At 49.1% G+C, this 19947-nt stretch carries 17 protein-coding genes; 11 read left to right on the top strand and 6 right to left on the bottom strand.

Annotation, left to right across the window (positions count from 1 at the left end; all coding sequences use genetic code 11):
- Nucleotides 1-14: 14 nt before the first annotated feature.
- On the bottom strand, nucleotides 15-1172 hold the full coding sequence (locus BGO59_RS34170; RefSeq protein WP_293691833.1) for a Gfo/Idh/MocA family oxidoreductase: 1158 nt from the start codon (nucleotides 1170-1172) through the stop codon (nucleotides 15-17).
- A 99-nt stretch (nucleotides 1173-1271) separates the two neighbouring features.
- Nucleotides 1272-1931 (bottom strand): NUDIX domain-containing protein, encoded by a 660-nt coding sequence (locus BGO59_RS34165; RefSeq protein WP_365981616.1) that lies wholly within the window; start codon nucleotides 1929-1931, stop codon nucleotides 1272-1274.
- A gap of 268 nt (nucleotides 1932-2199) precedes the next feature.
- Here BGO59_RS34165 and BGO59_RS34160 point away from each other — a divergent pair, with 268 nt between their 5' ends.
- The 8 genes from BGO59_RS34160 (at nucleotide 2200) to BGO59_RS34125 (ending at nucleotide 9757) form a co-directional block, all read left to right on the top strand.
- Nucleotides 2200-2706, top strand: a complete 507-nt coding sequence (locus tag BGO59_RS34160) for a (2Fe-2S)-binding protein (RefSeq protein ID WP_293691831.1) — start codon at nucleotides 2200-2202, stop codon at nucleotides 2704-2706.
- Nucleotides 2703-4907 carry a xanthine dehydrogenase family protein molybdopterin-binding subunit gene (locus tag BGO59_RS34155; RefSeq protein WP_293691829.1) on the top strand — a complete coding sequence of 735 codons (2205 nt, stop codon included), beginning with the start codon at nucleotides 2703-2705 and terminating at the stop codon, nucleotides 4905-4907. The genes BGO59_RS34160 and BGO59_RS34155 overlap by 4 nt, the downstream gene beginning before the upstream one ends.
- Nucleotides 4908-5146: 239 nt before the next feature.
- Nucleotides 5147-6334 carry an XdhC family protein gene (locus BGO59_RS34150; RefSeq protein WP_293691827.1) on the top strand — a complete coding sequence of 396 codons (1188 nt, stop codon included), beginning with the start codon at nucleotides 5147-5149 and terminating at the stop codon, nucleotides 6332-6334.
- Nucleotides 6331-6939 carry a nucleotidyltransferase family protein gene (locus BGO59_RS34145; protein WP_293691825.1) on the top strand — a complete coding sequence of 203 codons (609 nt, stop codon included), beginning with the start codon at nucleotides 6331-6333 and terminating at the stop codon, nucleotides 6937-6939. Before BGO59_RS34150 ends, BGO59_RS34145 begins: the two co-directional genes overlap by 4 nt.
- Nucleotides 6940-7042: 103 nt before the next feature.
- The gene (gene ruvX / locus BGO59_RS34140; RefSeq protein ID WP_293691823.1) at nucleotides 7043-7456 is read left to right on the top strand and encodes a Holliday junction resolvase RuvX; all 414 of its coding nucleotides are present in this window, start codon (nucleotides 7043-7045) and stop codon (nucleotides 7454-7456) included.
- Nucleotides 7457-7535: 79 nt separating this feature from the next.
- Complete coding sequence (gene def, locus BGO59_RS34135; protein WP_293691821.1) at nucleotides 7536-8108, top strand: peptide deformylase; 573 nt, start codon at nucleotides 7536-7538, stop codon at nucleotides 8106-8108.
- Nucleotides 8109-8114: 6 nt separating this feature from the next.
- Entirely contained in the window at nucleotides 8115-8897 is a 783-nt protein-coding gene (locus BGO59_RS34130) for an amidohydrolase (RefSeq protein ID WP_293691819.1), read from the top strand.
- A 134-nt stretch (nucleotides 8898-9031) separates the two neighbouring features.
- On the top strand, nucleotides 9032-9757 hold the full coding sequence (locus tag BGO59_RS34125) for a hypothetical protein (RefSeq protein ID WP_293691817.1): 726 nt from the start codon (nucleotides 9032-9034) through the stop codon (nucleotides 9755-9757).
- Here BGO59_RS34125 and BGO59_RS34120 read toward each other — a convergent pair.
- The gene (locus BGO59_RS34120) at nucleotides 9740-10420 is read right to left on the bottom strand and encodes an HAD family hydrolase (protein WP_293691815.1); all 681 of its coding nucleotides are present in this window, start codon (nucleotides 10418-10420) and stop codon (nucleotides 9740-9742) included. The two genes, BGO59_RS34125 and BGO59_RS34120, sit on opposite strands and share 18 nt — an antisense overlap.
- A gap of 164 nt (nucleotides 10421-10584) precedes the next feature.
- Between BGO59_RS34120 and BGO59_RS34115 the strand changes: the two genes are divergently transcribed.
- Entirely contained in the window at nucleotides 10585-12102 is a 1518-nt protein-coding gene (locus BGO59_RS34115; protein ID WP_293691813.1) for a DUF4301 family protein, read from the top strand.
- Between the two features lie 84 nt (nucleotides 12103-12186).
- Here BGO59_RS34115 and BGO59_RS34110 read toward each other — a convergent pair whose 3' ends face one another.
- The gene (locus BGO59_RS34110) at nucleotides 12187-12654 is read right to left on the bottom strand and encodes an Rrf2 family transcriptional regulator (protein ID WP_293691811.1); all 468 of its coding nucleotides are present in this window, start codon (nucleotides 12652-12654) and stop codon (nucleotides 12187-12189) included.
- Nucleotides 12655-13099: 445 nt separating this feature from the next.
- Here BGO59_RS34110 and BGO59_RS34105 point away from each other — a divergent pair, with 445 nt between their 5' ends.
- Nucleotides 13100-16324, top strand: a complete 3225-nt coding sequence (locus BGO59_RS34105; RefSeq protein WP_293691809.1) for a TonB-dependent receptor — start codon at nucleotides 13100-13102, stop codon at nucleotides 16322-16324.
- Between the two features lie 288 nt (nucleotides 16325-16612).
- On the opposite strand, the gene BGO59_RS34100 is transcribed toward BGO59_RS34105, so the two are convergent.
- Both BGO59_RS34100 and crcB read right to left on the bottom strand, forming a co-directional pair.
- The gene (locus tag BGO59_RS34100) at nucleotides 16613-18028 is read right to left on the bottom strand and encodes a M14 family zinc carboxypeptidase (RefSeq protein ID WP_293691807.1); all 1416 of its coding nucleotides are present in this window, start codon (nucleotides 18026-18028) and stop codon (nucleotides 16613-16615) included.
- Between the two features lie 41 nt (nucleotides 18029-18069).
- On the bottom strand, nucleotides 18070-18459 hold the full coding sequence (crcB, locus tag BGO59_RS34095; protein ID WP_293691805.1) for a fluoride efflux transporter CrcB: 390 nt from the start codon (nucleotides 18457-18459) through the stop codon (nucleotides 18070-18072).
- 184 nt (nucleotides 18460-18643) lie between these two features.
- Between crcB and BGO59_RS34090 the strand changes: the two genes are divergently transcribed.
- Complete coding sequence (locus tag BGO59_RS34090; RefSeq protein WP_293692195.1) at nucleotides 18644-19945, top strand: APC family permease; 1302 nt, start codon at nucleotides 18644-18646, stop codon at nucleotides 19943-19945.
- Nucleotides 19946-19947 lie beyond the last annotated feature (2 nt).

Here is a 19947-nt window from a genome sequence, read left to right as displayed (position 1 = left end):
ATTAGTGGGTTATCTTAGCTCCGTGCCAATTGATCAGCAATTATTGCCGTTTTCAGTGATTCCAGGCCGTTGTCTTCCTGAATAATACGGTGCGACCCTGGATACTGAATAGCCCGGAGTTGGTCACGAAACATAAGCCGAAGTAATTCACTGTAGATGTGCTGCTTTTCGTCGCCAAATCCGAATCGAAGTTCGATCTGTTGATAGGCATCGAAGGTTTTGTGCCGCCCCCGCAAGGGTCTGTCCTTCCCACCAATATTAGCCGTAACATTCAGTTGGGCCCCTGGAAATAAGTCCATCAACGCACGAGTCGTTTCTTCGTCGACTGCACACCGCATGATCATCCGAGTGGGCACCCATTCAAACAGCGTAATATCACCACGTTCGAAGAGAAGGCGCATTTCCTGACGATCCATCCGGCCGGTCTGGGTAAATCCGTGGTAAAAATTAACCAGCTTACGGCCGCTTTCATCGTCCCCATACTCGACTGTTGCCTGCACCTGGTCTTCAATGTCGTTGCTGTTTGGTCGTTTTAGTAGCTGAGCGGCCTTTACCGTACCTTCACCGAGCCAGCCAGCGAACATGTCGAAGAAATGTACGCCATGTTCAATAAAAATGCCGCCACTTTTGCTCCGGTCCCAGAACCAGTGCTCTGGCGACAGCCCTTCATCACCCGCATAATTTTCGAAATAGCCGTGCAGAAACTCTCCTAAAAGTTTTTTGTCGATCAGGTGCTTAATCCGGGCAAACATCGGATTATAGCGCTGCATCAGGTTGGTTACCATCAACAGGCCTTTTTGCCGGGCCGTATCAATCATTTCCTGGCCCTGCTCCGGATTCATGGCCAATGGTTTCTCACAGATCACATGCTTACCCGCATTCAGCGCCAGCATAGCCTGCTCGTAATGCAGAAAAGGGGGCGTAGCGATGTAAACAATATCGACATCAGGATGATTGACTAGTTCCTCCAGACTTCCGACCTGTTCGGCCCCAAATCGTTTGGCAACTGTAACGGCTTCTTCCCGCTTCGATCCGGCAATGGCAACCAGCTTTGCATGAAGTCCGTTGGGGAAACCAACCTGCAAAAACTGTTGAACGGCAAACAAACCGAACCCTCCCATTCCGATCACGCCAAGGCCTAACTGCTGTGCAGACTGTGCATTCATGTCCATAGAATCAAATGTTGCATTCCTGAAAACAACTGCGCACAAGGTGTTAATGTTGGCTCGGTCGGGTCACGAATTAAATAAGTTGATTCATAGGAGAATAGATCAGATAAAAATCAGATTGCCATTAATGAGGGCTTTCTGGTAATTGTCCTCGTCGAACTGGTAGAGGTAAGGCGATTTATGGGCACCACCCGTTCGGCGTTCGTCCAGTCGTTTGAGAATGTTTAGTCCGGTTATTTTTTTGTGAAAGTTGCGAGCATCCAGCGGTCGGTCCAGTACGGCTTCGTACAGTCGCTGGAGTTCGGGAATCGTGAATTTTTCGGGCATCAGATTCAATCCAATAGGTTGCCAGTTTAACTGAAGCCGGATCGTTTTAAGGGCTACATCAACAATATTCCGATGATCGTAAAGCATTGATGGTAATTCACTAATATCCCACCAGCTACACTCGTCCGACATAAAATCGGTGGTAGGGGTTACTTTGGTGTAATCGACCAATGCGTAATAGCCTGCCGATATGGTCCGTTTTGGCCATCGACTGCCAAATGGAAAAGGAATTTGTTGCCGCTGCCAGGTATCCTGCCAGTCGTACCGAACGGCTTCGCCAAATAAGTGGAACTGCTGGAGATAAATATGGCCTAATCCGGTACGTTCGCGCAATACACGCTCGGCTGCCGTATCGACCGATTCTTCCTTGTAAATAAACCCACCCGGCAGACACCACTCGTTTGTGTCTTTCCAGCGTAGCAATAAAACTTTCAGCCGTGTATCGTGAAAGCCGAAGATGACACAATCGAGCTAAAGGCCCAAAATGCACTCCTCGCCAACGGTCTGGAAGTAGGTCGTTAATTGTTCAGCAAAAGTCATGGGGAAAGTTAAAGCGCTTTCCAGCATTTTGGCAACTCCATGGGCATAACAATTACTATCTATACCCCCAATCAACCATGTACCTATAAAACGGAGCAGATTTCAGCTATAATTTGTATCTTTCCGTCTATAAACAAGTTTTCAAACCCTATCTTTATTCGTTATGGCTGCGGTAAAGCTAACGATTAATAATCAGGTGCATACGCTGGACATTGATCCTCAAATGCCCTTACTATGGGCCATTCGGGATGTTGTCGGCCTAACGGGCACCAAATTCGGCTGTGGTATTGCCCAATGCGGTGCCTGCACCGTCCATCTCGATGGCAACCCGATCCGTTCCTGTAGCTTCCCGGTTTCGGCGGCCGCAGGGCATAAAATCACAACCATAGAAGGAATTTCGAAGAATGGCGATCATCCGATTCAAAAAGCCTGGATCGAGCATCAGGTCCCACAGTGTGGTTATTGCCAGTCAGGCCAGATCATGTCGGCGCTGGCCCTGCTGAAACAAACGCCCAAGCCAACCGATGCGGATATTGATGCCGCTATGCAGGGAAACATTTGCCGCTGTGGCACCTACAATCGGATTCGCCAGGCCATTCATACGGCATCGACCGAGATGACATCGGCCCCTAAATTGCCTAAATCAGCCCCTAAAATCGGTGAACGATGAGCCATAACCCGAAACAATCCGAATTGACCCCATCCCGTCGGGCTTTTCTGAAAGCAGCAGGACTAACTGGGGCTACGTTTGCGCTGGGCTTATCGGGCACCGATTTGCTGGCCAGCCCGGTACACAACCTGAGTGCCCAGCCTGGACTGGCCCAGGCTGAAGCGGCCGAACTTACCCCTTACGTACTGATCGACAAATCGGGGCAAATTACCCTTATGAACCCCCGTCCCGAAATTGGACAGGGAACCTATCAGTCGGTGCCCGCGCTGATTGCCGAAGAGCTGGAAGTATCACTGGATAAAGTCATTATCCGGCAAACGGGTGGCGAAAAGAAATATGGGGGTATGTGGTCGCAGGCGGTGGGCGGCAGCGGCTCTATTCGGGGTGGCTATACGCAGATGCGAAAAGTGGGCGCTTCAGCCCGCGAGATGCTCATCAAAGCCGCTAGTGGTCAATGGAATGTGCCCGTCGAGGAATGTTACGCTGAAAATGCGACGGTAATTCACAAACCATCCGGCAAAAAACTCACCTACGGGCAACTGGCCGAAACAGCGGCCAAACTTCCTGTACCGAAAGAGCCGAAGCTGAAAGACCCGAAGCAATTCACGATGCTGGGCAAATCGATTCCCCGGCCCGATGTACCGACGAAGGTGAATGGTCAGGCGAAGTTTGGAATGGATGCTAAAGTAGCCGGAATGCTCTACGCGTCCATCGAACGGTGTCCGGTGCTGGGCAGTAAACTCGTTAGCTTCGATGCGGCCCAAGCCCTGAAAGTAAAGGGCGTTCAGAAAGCGGTGAAAGTAGAGCGGGTCATGGGCAAAAACCGTTACGAAGGCGTTGCCATTCTGGCTGATAATTACTGGGCTGCTTTACAGGGCCGTAAAGCACTCAAGGTGCAGTGGGATCATCAGCATCACGATACGTTCAACTCGGTCGACTACGAAAAAAGCCTTCGTAATCTAGAAAAGGCCGATGGCGTAGTTGGCCATAACGCAGGCGATTTTGACAAAACCTTTGCCGAAGCCCCAACCAAACTGGAAGCGTTCTACGAAACCCCTATGGTGAGCCACTCTCCCATGGAGCCGATGAACGCGCTGGCCCATTACCAGCCAGACGACAAAATTGAGCTTTGGGTATCGACGCAAGGGGGCGATCTGGTAAAAGATGAGGTTGCGAAGGTATTGAAGGTATCGCCTGATAATGTTACGGTGCATGTCATGTTCAATGGTGGCGGTTTTGGCCGTCGACTCACGCAGGATTTTGCTACTGAAGCAGCTCTATTGTCGAAAACCGTTGGCAAACCCGTAAAAGTTGTCTGGACCCGCGAAGATGATACGAGCCTGGGGCCTTTCCGGCCCCTCACATTCTCGGCTATGCGTGGAGCCTTGTCGGCCGATGGAAAAGCGGTTGCGTTCCAGCATAAGGTTATTTCGCCCTCCATCGACGCGACGATGAGTGATAAGTACGACAAAACCAAACCCGACGGCACCATGCTCGAAGGAACGGGCGAACAGAAATATGAGATTCCAAACCTAAGCACTCGCTACGTCCATTCAGACATTCACATTCCGCTCACCTACTGGCGGTCGGTGACCAGTTCGACGGTTGCCTTTGCTCACGAGTGTTTTCTGGACGAAATGGCCCACAAAGCCGGGAAAGACCCGATGGCGTTCCGGTTAAGCTTGCTAACGAAGGATACCGACGCCAGACGGATGATGACCAAACTGAAAGAGGTTTCGGGTTGGGACAAGCCGCTGCCTGCCGGAAAAGGCCGGGGTGTAGCTCAGTGGGAATTCTTTGCGGGTCTGGCTGGGCAGGTGGTCGAAGTTTCGAAAAACAAATCGGGCGGCATCACCGTTGACAAAGTCTATTGTGTCATTGACCTCGGTACGGTCGTTAACCCCGACACCGTAAAAGCGCAGGTAGAAGGCGCTATTGCGATGGCCCTGACTGCCGCTACCAAAGACGGGATTACGTTCGCAAACGGTCGGACGGTACAGACAAATTTTGACGCGAACCGAATGCTACGTATCCAGGAAATGCCTGAAGTTGAGGTGCATATTCTGGCTGAAGGCGGACCGACGATCAAAGGTGTTGGCGAACCGGGTTTGCCCCCGCTGGCTCCTGCACTGGCGAATGCGGTATTTGCCGCCACGGGCAAGCGAGTCCGTAAATTACCGTTTGATTTAGAGAAGGTATAATTTATTCGATATAAGTATCCGAGTATAAATAGTTTAGAGGATGCGACAAGGGCTATTTTTGTCATGCTGACGAAGGAAGCATCTTCGGAGGCTATACATAAGATCATCTCCGAAGATGCTTCCTTCGTCAGCATGACAAAAAATAGCCTAATGTATTTGTAACAATCTACCTACGGTTCACAGTTTACGGTAGCTGATGCAACATCAACTGACGTGTAAGCCACCGAAAAACATACATTATGAAGGAAATAACCCGTATCGTCGACGTTTTTGAGCAGATTGACTTTTCGCAACGAAAAGCCGCTTTGGCAACTGTTGTCTGGGTTGAAGGGTCATCGTACCGGCGTCCGGGTGCCCGTATGCTCATTACAGACGATGGGCGCTGGGAAGGTGCAATCAGTGGTGGTTGTCTGGAAGGTGATGCCCTACGGAAAGCCCGGCAGGTGATGCTCGATGGCCAGCCTATTGTGGTTACTTACGATACCATGGACGACGGCGCTAACAGCTTTGGCGTGGGTTTAGGTTGCAACGGTATTATCGACGTACTGATCGAACCGATTCAACCTACAGATACGCAAAACCCAATCGCGTTTCTGAAAGAATTTGCGCAGAAACGTGATGTCCGGGCTTTAGCTACCATTCTGAAAAGTGATGGCACTACATTACTGCCCGGAAATCGGTTTGTGCTGACAGGACTAGCCGACGAATCTGTACCGGCCTGGCTTAAGCCCGACATGGAAGAGGTCTTCGATCTGGGCAAACCGTTGACAAAAGGCTATACCGTTGGACTGGAAACCGTTGAAGTATTTATTGAGCGCATCGATCCGGGTATTGAATTGGTCATTTTTGGAGCCGGGTACGATGTGATTCCAGTAGCCAAACTCGCCCGTGAAATAGGCTGGCAGGTTACCGTTACCGACGACTGCATTGCTCACCTATCCCCCAAACGATTCCCGGCTGCTACCTGTGTTCTGTATGCCGATCGACAGGTGGTACTCGATCAACTGACTATCACGGATCGCACAGCAGCGGTACTGATGTCGCATAATTTCAATTATGACCGTGCCGTATTACAGGAGCTTCTTAAAACAGAAGTGCCGTATATTGGTATGCTGGGCCCCCGCAAACGGTTCGATAAAATGCAGGACGAGTTTGCTAAAGATCGGTTGTCGTTCTCGGAAGCGCAATTAGATCGTGTCCATTCACCGATTGGTCTGGATCTGGGCGCTGAAACACCAGACGAAATTGCGCTTTCCATCATTGCCGAAATAAAAGCGTTCTTCACTAAACGGACGGGCAGTTTTTTGAAAGACAAATCGGGGCCAATTCATGAGCGCGTTTCGGGCAATGCAGCGGGTTATGGCCGACTCGGTACGTCGATTGATTTAGAAGATATCAGTGCAGGTACAGTAGGCTTGGATGCATGAACCTTGCGACGATCATCTTAGCAGCGGGTGCTTCTAACCGACTCGGAGGTCAGCCTAAACAGTTATTGACACAGGACGGTACGTCACTGATTCAACGTATTGTTCAAACCGCATTATCACTAAAGGCCGGGCCAGTTAGTGTCGTTTTGGGTGCCAACCAATCGCTCATTCAGCCTGAAATTCAGCATCTACCCGTTCAGCTGGTAACCAATCCGAACTGGCAGGAGGGGTTGGCCTCTTCTTTACACGCTGGCTTGACTAGTCTGACCGACACCACAATAGAATCCTTTCTGGTTCTCCTGACCGACCAGCCCTTCGTTACGGTAGATTTACTCCAAAAGCTTATCATTACCCAGCAGCAGACTGGCAAAGGCATAGTGGCGTGCCGGTATGGCAACCCTGGCCATTTAGGTGTACCCGCCTTATTTTCAATGAGCTACCAATCGGCTTTCAGGCAACTCTCTGGCGATGTAGGCGCCCGTAAGCTCATACAACAACATCCGGATGATTGTGCTGAAGTCGCTTTTGATCTGGGCACAATCGACCTGGATACGTGGGCCGATGTGGAGAAATGGCGGGGTGCAGGGAGCAAGGAGCGGGGTTAGTATAGATTGAAACGTGTAGAGCGTCCCCCGATATCCCCGCTCCTTGCTCCCTGCACCCCGCTTCTTGCACCCTGCCTTTAGCCTTCGTACCTTTGTTACCGAAATGGCAAGACTATTAGCGATCGATTACGGTTCGAAGCGAACGGGTATAGCTGTTACTGACCCTCTGCAATTAATTGCCACGGCGTTAGAAACGGTGCCTTCCCACGAAGTATTGAAGTTTTTAAAGGCATATACGCAGCGCGAACCCGTCGAAGCTTATATAGTGGGCTTGCCCAAAGGATTAGATGGTGCCGATACCGACAATACCGCCCGGGTTCGGAAGTTTGTGACGCATTTGCAGAACGCATTCCCCGATACTCCGGTCCACTGGCACGACGAACGGTTCACGTCAGTAATGGCTTTGCAAGCTATGATTGCCGGAGGAAGTACTAAAAAAGACCGACGCGAGAAAGGTAATATCGACAAAGTAAGTGCCGCCATCATCCTACAATCGTACATGGAAAGCAAAAAGTAATGGATAATGGATAATGAAAAATGTATGACACTTCCTGTAACCGTTTTTCACTATCCATTATCCATTATTCATTAAATTTATGATACTCCCAATAATTGCCTATGGCGACCCCGTTTTACGGAAGCGGGCTAAAGACATTGAACCCGGTAGCATCGACGTAAAAGCGTTGAGCGACAATATGTTCGAAACCATGTACGCGGCTTCGGGTGTTGGCTTAGCGGCCCCACAGATTGGGCAAAGTATTCGGATGTTTGTAGTCGATGGCTCTCCAATGAATGAAGATGAGCCCGAAGAAGAAATCGATAAGAGCCTGATTGACTTCAAAAAAGTATTTATCAACCCAGAGATTATTGAAGAAGCGGGCGATGATTGGGGCTTTGAGGAAGGTTGCCTGAGTATTCCAGGAATTCGGGGCGAAGTGTTCCGACCTGAAATTGTGGTTATTCGCTATTTTGATACCGACTGGAACGAACACGAAGAAGAATATGATGGCATGGCGGCCCGAATTATTCAGCACGAGTACGACCACCTGGAAGGCAAACTGTTTACCGATTACCTCCCCTCTATCCGCCGGACGCTCATTAAGAAAAAACTGACCGACATCTCAAAAGGCAAAACCGACGCAGAGTATAAAATGAAGTTTCCAAAGTAATAGACAATGAATATCACGCTCCTCCAAACCAGCCTATACTGGCAAGATCCGGTGGCGAACCGCGCCATGCTGGAGGAGCGTATATTCAGTTTACCAGAGCCTACCGACCTGATTGTATTGCCTGAAATGTTTACAACGGGCTTTACAATGGATGCTGCTTCCGTAGCCGAGCCTATGAACTTGATGACTTTTCGTTGGCTCAAGCAGATGGCAGCCCAAACGGGCGCTGTAGTTACGGGAAGTTATGTGGTAAAAGAAGGGATTAACTACTTTAACCGTCTCGTCTGGATGCAGCCCGATGGGCAGTTCGATACCTACGACAAACGGCATCTGTTCCGCATGGCGGGCGAAGAAAAAATTTATACGGCCGGAACCCGTCGAATTATCAAAGAATGGAAAGGGTGGCGAATTTGTCCACTTATCTGCTACGATCTTCGGTTTCCGGTCTGGAGCCGGAATACCGATGGCCAATCGCATGAGTTTGCTTATGACTTACTCTTGTATGTAGCTAACTGGCCAGCCGTTCGCCGAGCCCCCTGGAATGCCTTATTGCAGGCACGAGCCATCGAAAATCTGGCCTATGTGGCGGGTGTCAATCGCGTGGGTACCGATGGAAACGGACACCCCTACTCCGGCGACTCAGCCATTATCGACTTCAAAGGGGAGCTACTTGCCCGCCATACCGATACCGAAGCCGTTCATCAGCAAACGATTTCCCTGGATGATTTACAGGCATTTCGCCAGAAGTTTCCAGCCAATCTGGATGCAGACCAATTTTCTATCCAGTAGGCTTCCATTAGTAGCGGAAAATCTGAATTTAAAAGCGATTAATTTTAATTATTCCCTTTTCCCATCTGTACCTGTGGTTGGTTCAGTAACTATATTCGCTCAGAATGCTATAAATACTACCACCTACCACAGCCATGGAACGCTTCGCCTATCTACTCAGCATCACGGTCTGCTTAATCTGTCAGCATATAAGTTTGGCCCAGGGCCAACGGCCGTACCGGGTTATTACGCAGGATGAAAAAGGGCGATTAGTAACTGTAGAAAATTTCAGCGGCACCTGGTATTCTCCTACCTATTTAGGAACGCCTTACTTAAACGACAAAGTCTGGCACTATGGCTATCTGGTATACAGAAATCAGCATAAAGTGCCTGCTGCCATTGCTTATAACCTGGTTGTCGATCAGATTTATTGCGGACTAAGCGATTCTGTGGCAATAGTACAGGCTTTACCCGATGAGTTTCTGTTCGAAGGTCGTCGGTTTATTAGCGATCCTTACAAGGTATTAGGTATACAGCGGGTCACCTACTACGAAGTTTTGTATGATGGTCCTACAAAATTGTTTTGCCGATGGAGTAAGCAGTTCCGACCGATTGACCGCAAACTGTACACCAGGCGCACCCCACCTGAAGACAGATTCGATGGAAAATACATTCTATCGAAGGATCTCTACCTACAAAAACCAGGGGATAGGCCCCGCTTTATCATTCCTACCGAATATTCACTCAGCCGGGTGTTACCCGATATGGGCCCCGAACTTGCCGACTTTATTGCCGCCCATTCGCAGAATCTGACCGACGATGTTCTAATCGAAGCCCTCGTGCGATACGACAAGCGCCATCCCTCAGAACAAAGCCAGTAGCTCACGGGCGCTTTCCAGCGTAGTAAATGATTTACCGACCAGTTGCTCGTCTTCCACCCGCTCATGAATCCAGGTGATGGAATACGGAATGTGAATCGCGTGTCCGCCGATATGTACAACCGGTAAAATGTCGGACTTTAACGAGTTGCCAATCATGATAAAGTCGGCTGGTTTTACATTATATTTCTGCAATACACGCTGATAAGCCTGCTCGTTCTTTTCCGAAACGATTTCCATGTGCCTGAAGTAGTGCCCCAGACCCGAACGCGCAATCTTACTCTCCTGATCGAACAGATCACCTTTGGTCAGTAACATCAGATCAAAGTTTTTGGAAAGCGTTTCCAGTACTTCAGGAATACCGTCCAGTACATCAATCGGGTAGTTGATAAGCTGACGTCCGGTATCAATAATCTGCTGAATTTCAGAACCTGTTATAGCGCCATCAGTCAGTTGAATCGCCGTTTCGATCATTGACAGAATAAAACTCTTTGCTCCGTAGCCAAACAGGTTCATGTTTCGCATCTGGGTTTCATAAAACCGGCTTGAGAGCGTCTCCTCATCAATATGATGTGCCAGCAGGTCGCATAACTTTTGCTTTACATCTACATAGTTGGGTTCATTAACCCAAAGCGTATCATCGGCGTCGAAAGCAATTAGTTTCATGGCAATGTATTAGTTTAGAGCCCGGCAAAGGTTCGTGATCAAGAAATGACTTAAGGGGTACAAAATTGGCATATAGTTATGTCTTTTTGCAATAATTTGATTTGCGTCCTATTGTCGAAATCCGCAATTTGCCAACGTTCTAAACGCTATTTCATCTTATTGCTATGCAGTTTACTGAGCAGGATCAGGACCAGATTCTGGTACAAGGGGTAACTCTCGACCAGATTGACCAGCAAATACAGCACTTCGTAGAAGGCTTTCCATACCTGAACGTCATTAAAGCCGCTACCATTGGCGATGGCATTGTTCGTGTACCCGACGACCAGATAACGGCTTATATTCACCGTTTCGATGAAGCTGCCCATGAGCGCGACCTGGTCAAATTTGTACCCGCGTCGGGAGCAGCTACCCGGATGTTTAAGTCATTGTTTGCTGCACTAGATGGTAAATCCGACAAATCTGTTGACGAATTCTTTACCCGTATTGCAGATTTCGCGTTCTATGAAGATCTGAAAGCGGCTATGGCCGCCGATGGCCTGGATCTGGACAAAGCGGTAACCGACAACGACCGGAAAACCGTACTGACCTATCTGCTGACCGACAAAGGTTTGGATTACGGGAGTTTACCAAAAGGGTTGCTCAAATTTCACCAGTATATCGATGGACCACGTACACCTGTAGAGGAACACCTGGTAGAAGGAGCCGCCTATGCCAATGCCGATGGGCTGGTAAAAATTCACTTCACTGTTTCACCCGAACACCGCTCCCGCTTCGAGCAACTTATCGATGAGCAGAAAGCTGACTATGAAGCCTGGCTTGGCGTAACCTTCGACATAAGCTTCTCAGAACAGAAAAAATCGACCGATACGATTTCGGTCAACATGGACAATTCGCCGTTCCGCAATGCCGACGGTTCGTTATTATTCCGTCCGGCGGGTCATGGCGCTTTGATCGAAAATCTCAACGATATTCATGCCGACATCGTGTTCATCAAGAATATCGACAACGTAGTGCCGGACGAAATCAAGGAGCCAACCATTACCTATAAAAAAGTAATAGCCGCTGTATTGCTCGATGCCCAACAGCAGATTGCTCGTTTACAGGATCTTCTGGACGCTGAAAACGTGAGTGAGGGCTATCTGGCTGAAGCTGATGAATTGTTCCGGCGAACCCTGTTCACACTCCCTCCCGACGGGTTTGACAGCTTATCAAATGAAGAGAAAGTAGCCTATTTCCGACGGAAGCTGGATCGTCCTGTACGCGTATGTGGTATGGTGAAAAATGTTGGCGAACCCGGTGGTGGACCGTTCTGGGCAAGAAATCAGGATGGCTCCGTCTCGCTGCAAGTGGTTGAATCGGCCCAGATCGATCTGGAAAATCCGGCACAAAAAGCCATTTTTGACGAAGCGACGCACTTCAACCCCGTCGATTTAGTTTGTGGGCTGAACGATCGCCATGGCAAAAAATATGATCTGCCCGCCTACCGCGATCCACTCACAGGCTTCATTACGGCAAAATCGAAAGATGGGAAAGACTTGAAAGCGCAGGAATTGCCCGGTCTGTGGAATGGCGCGATGGCCGACTGGAACACCATTTTCGTAGAAGTTCCGCTGATTACATTTAACCCGGTAAAAACGGTTAACGACTTGCTGCGGAAAGAACACCAGCCAGCCGAAGAATAGACAAACAACCGTATTAAAAATAGCGTAGGGGTAACGGAGTTGTTACGTTTGACAACTCCGTTACCCCTACGCTATTTTAACTGTTTATTTCGTCGCTTCAGCCAGTTCGGGGCTAGCGTCCCCAACGGCTTCGACGGCTCCCCTTGCCTGGAATGTCAATAGCGACGTATTTTCGTAGACGCTCAGATTCGCGTCCCGAACGCGCTCCATGATTGGACGGAGTGCACAGGTCACCTCATCATCACAGTCGTCACATTTTACGTAAAAGTTAAACGACACGCAGGGAGTTGGTGCAATAGGGCCATCAATAACCCGTAACACCTGCGCCAGATTGACACGGCTCGGATCGACGCGCAAAAGATATCCTCCCCCTTTGCCCTTCTGGCTTTGCAGAATACCGTGGTTCCGGAGTTCAAGCAGAATGGCTTCCAGAAACTTTTTCGGAATATTTTCTTTGGCTGAAATGTAGGAAATCAGTACAGGGCCTTTTCCATACTCTTCAGTCAATACCTTAAGGGCTTTGATCGCATATTTTGCTTTCTTGGAAATCATTGTTACGGTAGTTAGTGGGTAAACGTATATATTAGGGAGTTACAGAGAAGCACTTCACATGTTGCAAGGCACCAAATTACTAAGTCATTCACAACCAGCCAAAAACTAATCCAACTTCGTATTAAATATTTCATTTTTTCATTTAATACCAAATGCCGTTACACATTTTATGCCGAACGCTGGAAAACACCCCAAAAGTTCATCGACTTAGTCGAGTATTAGACGGAACCTTTTTTGATAAGTAACAGAATCAACCGATTAATTTTTAGTTGCCGGGTAAATCAAGTCGTTCGTGTTCTCGCCCAGCGTGTATAATCAGGACATTATCTATCAGAAGACTTTCTTAACAAATTCTTAACCATGTCTACTATCATCATAACATTTGGTTAACACGTAGCGCGCTGATTTCCATGAATTTTGCACCGAAATCAATGCGCTATCGCAAATGAAGTCAATCGTATCTACCTTATTAGTACTAGTAGTTTTTATAGCCACTGCTTCCGCGTCCTGGGCGCAGGTTACAACCAGTGGTCTTAGCGGTCTTATCACCGATGCCAAGAAAGAAGTTTTGCCGGGCGCTACCGTCCAGGCTGTTTATACGCCAACCGGCACCAAGTACGCAGCCGTAACGGATATTGAAGGTCGCTTCCGGATCAATAACATGAATGCCGGAGGTCCTTATCAGGTGGTTGTCACGTATGTGGGTTATAGTACCGAAACTATATCGGATGTTGTGCTTCGTCTGGGCGAAACCACAAATCTGAATCTGACCCTGAAGGATGCAAGTTCAACCCTTACCGAAGTTGTAATCAAAGGCAGCCGTGAAGGCGAACGCCAGGGGGCAGGCAGTAGCATCAACAGCGAAGCCATCCGTCGGTTACCAACTATTTCGCGCAGCCTGACCGATATGACCCGGCTTTCGCCCCAGGCCAATAACAATAACTCATTTGCCGGTACCAACTTCCGGTATAATAACGTAACCATCGACGGAGCCATCAACAACGACGCGATTGGCTTTAGCCCTTCGCTGGGTGGCTCAACCGGTACGTCGGGGCAGCCGGGTTCCAGCACCCGTACCAACCCCGTTAGTCTGGATGCGATTCAGGATATTCAGGTGGCCGTAGCACCGTTCGACGTTCGACTTGGTAACTTCCTCGGCGGTTCGGTAAATGCAGTTACCCGAAGCGGTACCAACGAGGTAACGGGTTCTGTATACGGCTTTGGCCGGAATGCCACGCTGACAGGTTCGTGGAATGGCGCTTCGGATGCAAAAGAAAAGCTCCCTAGTTCCTTTTATGAATACCAGACGGGCGTTCGGGTTGGTTTCCCGATTATCAAAAACAAATTGTTCTTCTTTACCAACGAAGAAATTACCCGTCGGCAAGATCCTGTTCAGTTTCAGGCAGGCACGCCCAGCTCGTTGATTAAAGATGCAGCGGTGGCTCAGCAGATCAGCGATTTCGTAAAAACGAACTATGGCCTCGACGCGGGTTCGTTTGGCAACTATTCGATTTATTCCAACAGCACCAAATTCTTTAACCGACTGGACTGGAATATCAACGACAAAAATCAGTTGACGATTCGGAACAATACGGTGTTTTCGGAAGCAACGAACCTGGAGCGCGATGCCGCTAACTTCCGATTCGGTAGCATCGATTTCAAACAATCGAACAACCAGACCAGCACCGTAGCCGAATTGAAAACCCAGTTCAGTGGCCGGGCCTCCAACAGCCTGATCGTTGGTTATTCGAGCGTACACGATTTCCGCAACACGCTTTCCAACATTCGGACGTTCCCACAGGTTGAAATTGGCTACAACGGCGGAACCATTTTCCTGGGTAATGACCGGGAAGCGTCTGTGTTCAATCTCCGCCAGAAAACGTTTGAAGTTACCGACAACTTCACGTTCTATCTGGGTAAGAATACCTTCACGCTGGGTACCCACAACGAATTGTACACAATCGATTATGGCTTTGTTAATTCGCCCAACGGACGAATTTCGTACCGATCGGTCGATGAATTTCTGGCCAAGCTACCCAACCGGGTTCGGGGTAGTTACCCATTTGGCGATGCCACCAACAATCTGGATAACCAATTCAACAACCCCTACGCTCATTTCAATGTAAACCTGTTGAGCCTGTACTTACAAGACGATATCCAGCTTACCGACCGGATCAAACTGTCGCCGGGTATCCGTCTGGATTACACAGGGCTGCCTAAAAAGCCAACCCTTAGCTCGCAGGTAACAGCTTCGGCGGGCGATGCTGCCAACTATGGCAAAACCTATACCTACACCCCGCTGAACCAGATTACGAACTCATATCTGAATAACGTTCAGATTTCGCCCCGCTTAGGCTTTACCATTGATGCCAAAGGCGACAAGAGTCTGATCATTCGCGGTGGTACCGGGCTATTTACAGGTCGGGTTCCATTTGCCTGGTTAGGGTATGCGTTCTACAACAACGGGGTTGGCTATGGCGCGTATGACTTCAATAACAACGCTACGGCTGCAACCAAGCTGGTTGGTGATCCGCTGGTTCCGAATGGTGGGCTGCTTATCAACAACAATCCGGCCAATGGTGGGGTAACCCGTACGCAGGTCGACCTGATCGATAACAACTTCAAGATGCCCCAAATGTTCCGTAACAACATTGCGGTCGATTATACCATCGGTGGCTATAAGTTCACGGTTGAAGGGCTGTACACCAAAGTGATCAATGACCTGAAGTTTATGCAGGTGAATACCAAAGATGTGGTTCGTTACTACAGCTACGACACGCAGCAGCAACAGCCCATTTACGTAGCCGCTAGTGGAGCCGCCGGAGCTCAACGCATCGACAACAATTTCGCGAATGCCTACATGCTGACGAATACCAACAAAGGGTATCGCTATAGCCTGACCGGCCAGATTCAGCGGAACTTCCCGATGGGGTTTGGCTTCTCAACCGCCTATACCTACGGCAAATCGTTCGATATTACCAACGGTATTCGAAACTCGATGGAATCGAACTGGCAGTTGAACCAGTCGCTTACACCAAACGATCCGCAACTGGCTTACTCGAACTTCGATATTCGCCATCGGATTGTAGGTACGATTAACTACCGTCAGGTCTGGAACCCGCGCAATGCTACTACGGTTACGCTGTTCTACTCGCTGCAATCAGGAGCACCATTCTCGTGGGGTTATGTGAATAGAACCATCGATGGTACAGGGCAGGCTAACAGCCTGGCCTATATTCCACGCGATCTGGCCGAAGCGCAGAAACTACTGCCAACAGGTACACAAGCCACTGATTTTATGGCCTTTGTTGAATCTGATCCGTATCTGAAAACCCGCAAAGGAACTTTCACCGAGCGAAACGGTGGCCGTACCCCCTGGAACAATACAATGGACCTGCGCTTCCTGCACGAGTTTAAGCTGAAAGGCCGTCAGTCGATCCAGATTAGCTACGATATTATCAACTTCCTGAATTTGCTGGACAAGAAACTGGGCTATTACTACTTCTCGCCCAATACCTTCAATTCGACGGCGTCAATCGGTTTAGCACCTGCATCGACCCCAGCCACGGGCGATCCGACCTTTACCTGGTCGCGTCCATCGGCTCCATATTCCATCGATCCGCTCAGCTCGCGCTGGCAAATGCAACTGGGAGCCCGGTTCAATTTCTAATCGACGTTCTCAGACTAATGAAAACGCCCGACTTTTGTGAGTTGGGCGTTTTCATTTTTTAGAAATTCAATCCACAATGGTTTTTTCTTGCTTACTCCAAAGATTTGCCTGGCGGTAAGGCAAAGAAAAAAGCCAGCGCAAAGCCCTGGCCTTTCATGCGACACCAATATGAAAATGTATAGAATGGCTTAGCGGAAATTAGCCAACCGACTACAGGACAAATCTACCCCGCAGTTGTTACCCCAACATTACCCCAGTATTACGCTTGAATTATACTTATTCAACGCGTCAATCAACCACGCCATTTTGTGGGCTACTAGCGTTGGGCGGCACTTCTTTCCAGAAGCCATTCACAAACTGATACTGTACCTGATCGCCTTTTTTCAGCAGAAACGTAGGGATCTGTTCCAGTTGAAGCGGCTGAGCCGGTAAGTCTCCTTCATACAGCAGATGAACCGGCTGAACCGGAAACTCTTTCTTACTGGATTTTCGAATTTTGAAGACGAGAATTCCATCGCGTCGTAAGGCTGGCAAATCCAGTTTAGCCAGATCAGTAGCCGTATCCAGCGTTTCGGGATAAATTTTAGCCGGAACAAGGGTTAATCCGGTCGCGTCAATCTCGTCAATACCGTAGAAAGTCGATAAGTCACCGATGTCTTCAACCACGCTTTTATACTGAAATGTCCGGGCGGCCTCATCGCTAACCTCATTATGATTGATTCCGACATCGACCATAACCGGGCGACCTTCGCGTATGACGGTTGCGTTCCGAATCAGTACATCGAACAACGCACGACCGTTTTCGGGAATAGCCTGATAATCGGCAATGGGCTCCTGTTTATACGATCCATCAGCAATCTCCTTCAGCGCCGTTAAAATAGCCACGAAATTCAGTCGCCGGATGGCCATCTTTTCCGAATCGCCTTTGTAACCTCCCGATTCAATTAAAATCAGGGTTGTACCCCATTTCTGGATGTTATCGCCAAAGGCACGCGGTTCAAATTCATCGTCATATCGGGCAATTTGTCCGGGAATAAACTGTTGTAAAACGCGGTTCATGCCCACAATCAACTGCATAGAGCGTTGGCGGACATCGTTTAGATTCCGGTCTTCATCGTAAGCCGTCGCCAGAAACGACACGACAGCCTGCTTACCCGTTTTACCAACGCCATAACGCGGATTCTGATCGTGTAGATTAAAGCCTACCAGCGGCTTTAGCGTTTGTTGCAGTTGTTTCAGCAGGGCTCCTTCGGGTGTCTGTAATCGAAGCGCATCCCGATTCATATCGATATCGGTAGCTGTCCGGCGTTGAAACCGCTCGGCACCATCGGGGTTAAGCATCGGCACAAAATGAACCGTCATCTGGCTCAGAATGGCCTGCCGTAGCGCATCGAAACCGTCATTTTTAGCCTGAAGAAAGTTAAATATATCGAACAGCGCCATGGTAGCCGTAGCTTCATCGCCATGCATCTGACTCCATAAGAGGATATTCGTGGCTCCCGTCCCAGCTTTCACTTTGTAAATCGCCCGGCCCTCCAACGACTCACCGGCCTGACTGACCGACAGAGGTTTACCCAGTGCATTAAGCAAAGGAATAATATCCTTGTGTTTAAACCGACGGTGAATGAGGGCTTTTTCTTTGAACGTGTCATGTGCATCGAACAACCGACGCGCTATATCCTGTGCCTGAAGGGCTGAACTCATTAGTGATAATAAAATAATTGCGATGTACAGGTGTTTCATGTTTATATGCCTTTCCCAAGCAACAGCCCGCCCGCCGACGCAAGCAGGCATAGAATCACATTTAAACTGATATTAAGCAGTGCTGCGGCAAAGCGGCCATTTTGCAGCAGAAAGACTGTATCGTAGCTAAAACTGGAAAATGTACTGAGTCCACCACAAAATCCAACCCCTAGCAATAACCGCATTTCGTCGCCCGCCGACCGATTGATTACCCAGCCAACCACTGCGCCCAGAACAAAGCTGGCCACTACATTCACCAGCAAAATAGCATTGGGAAACGACGGCCCGGTAAGTGTAGCCGGAATCAGTCGGCCCGCCCAGTATCGTAGCAGGCTTCCCGCTCCCCCTCCTACAAAAACCAGCACAGCCGGATGTGTAAGCAAGATTCTCATAGCGACAAACTTACGAAAAAACAGCATTGAAGCCTGTTTGACGCATACACCTGACCGAGCGATGAAAGTTTTCGCTATCATTGTAAATCAGGGCTTCGATTTATCATATGCGATTTTACAGTCGTGCAAAGCAGTTGTGCGAATTCCCTGTCAATCGAATCCCGCAAACACCCTCCGTATCGATATGGCCCAGAATCAACTCAAGAAATTATTAGGCGTCGGCTTTGGCGTTGCGGTAACCATCGGCGGAACCATCGGTACAGGTATCTTACGGAAGCCCGGCCCCATCGCTCAGGACATTGGCGATCCGACGCTTATCATTGCTGTCTGGTTGATTGTGGGTGTCTATGCACTGGCTGGGTCACTCTCCGTAATGGAGTTGGGAACAATGTTGCCTAAAGCAGGGGGTTGGTATGTGTTTGCACACCGGGCCTTTGGCAATTATGCTGGGTTTATCATCGGCATCAGTAGCTGGCTGGGGAGTGTATCAGCTATGGCTTTTGGGGCGGCTGTCATGAGCGAGTATACCGCCCTACTGTTTCCTTCAGCCGTTGCCTACCAAAAAACCATTGCCATTGGTATCCTGATTCTTTTTGTTGCTTTTCACTCGATAGGTGTCCGGCTGGCCAGTCGGGCGCAGGAAGTGATGAGCGTGCTGAAAGCCGTTGGGTTATTGGCTTTTGTCATTGTGTGCTTCGCTGTGACGCCTAAAGAGTCGGCTCTAACCGAAAATACGATTCGTCCACTGGCCGAAGGGGGCGTATGGCTGGGTATTCTGGCTGCCCTACAGTCGGTTTTCTATACTTACGACGGCTGGCATACGGCCGCTTATTTTACAGAAGAAGATGTTGACCCAAGCCGGAATTTGCCCCGGTCGATGATTAGTGGTGTACTGCTGATTATTGGCATTTACATCCTGGTCAATCTGGCCCTGCTGTATGTATTGCCTGTATCTACGCTGGCAGGCTCCAAACTACCTGCTGCTGACGCGATTCAGCTTTTGTTTGGTCCCGGTAGCGCACAGGTCGTTACGTTTCTGCTGATGATCTCGATTATGGGCATTATCAATGCTCAAATCATGTTTAACCCTCGTGTTATTTTTGCCATGGGTCGGGATGGCCTTTTTTTTCGATTTGTGAATCAGGTCAACGCAGGGGGGACGCCCATGAATGCAACCATGCTTACGGCTGGCGCATCGATTCTGATGATTTTAACCAACACCTACGGTAAGCTTTCGGATATTGCGACGTTCTTCTTCGTGCTTTGTTATGCTTCAGCCTTTGCAGCCCTGATTCGCCTGCGTCAGACAGAACCGAATCTAGCCCGACCTGTGCGGGCCTGGGGCTATCCGTTCTCAACCTGGCTATTACTGATGGCTTCGCTGGCCTTTCTGGTGGGCGTTGTCATTGGCGATTTTTCGAGCGGTATGTATGCCATTGGGTTCATTATTGTAAGCTATCCAGTCTATTTACTCATCAAGCGGTAAGG

The sequence above is a fragment of the Spirosoma sp. 48-14 genome, assembly GCF_001898575.1.
Lineage (GTDB): Bacteria > Bacteroidota > Bacteroidia > Cytophagales > Spirosomataceae > Spirosoma.
Note: the sequence above shows the minus strand (reverse complement) of the source record. Positions and strands in the feature narration are given on the sequence as shown.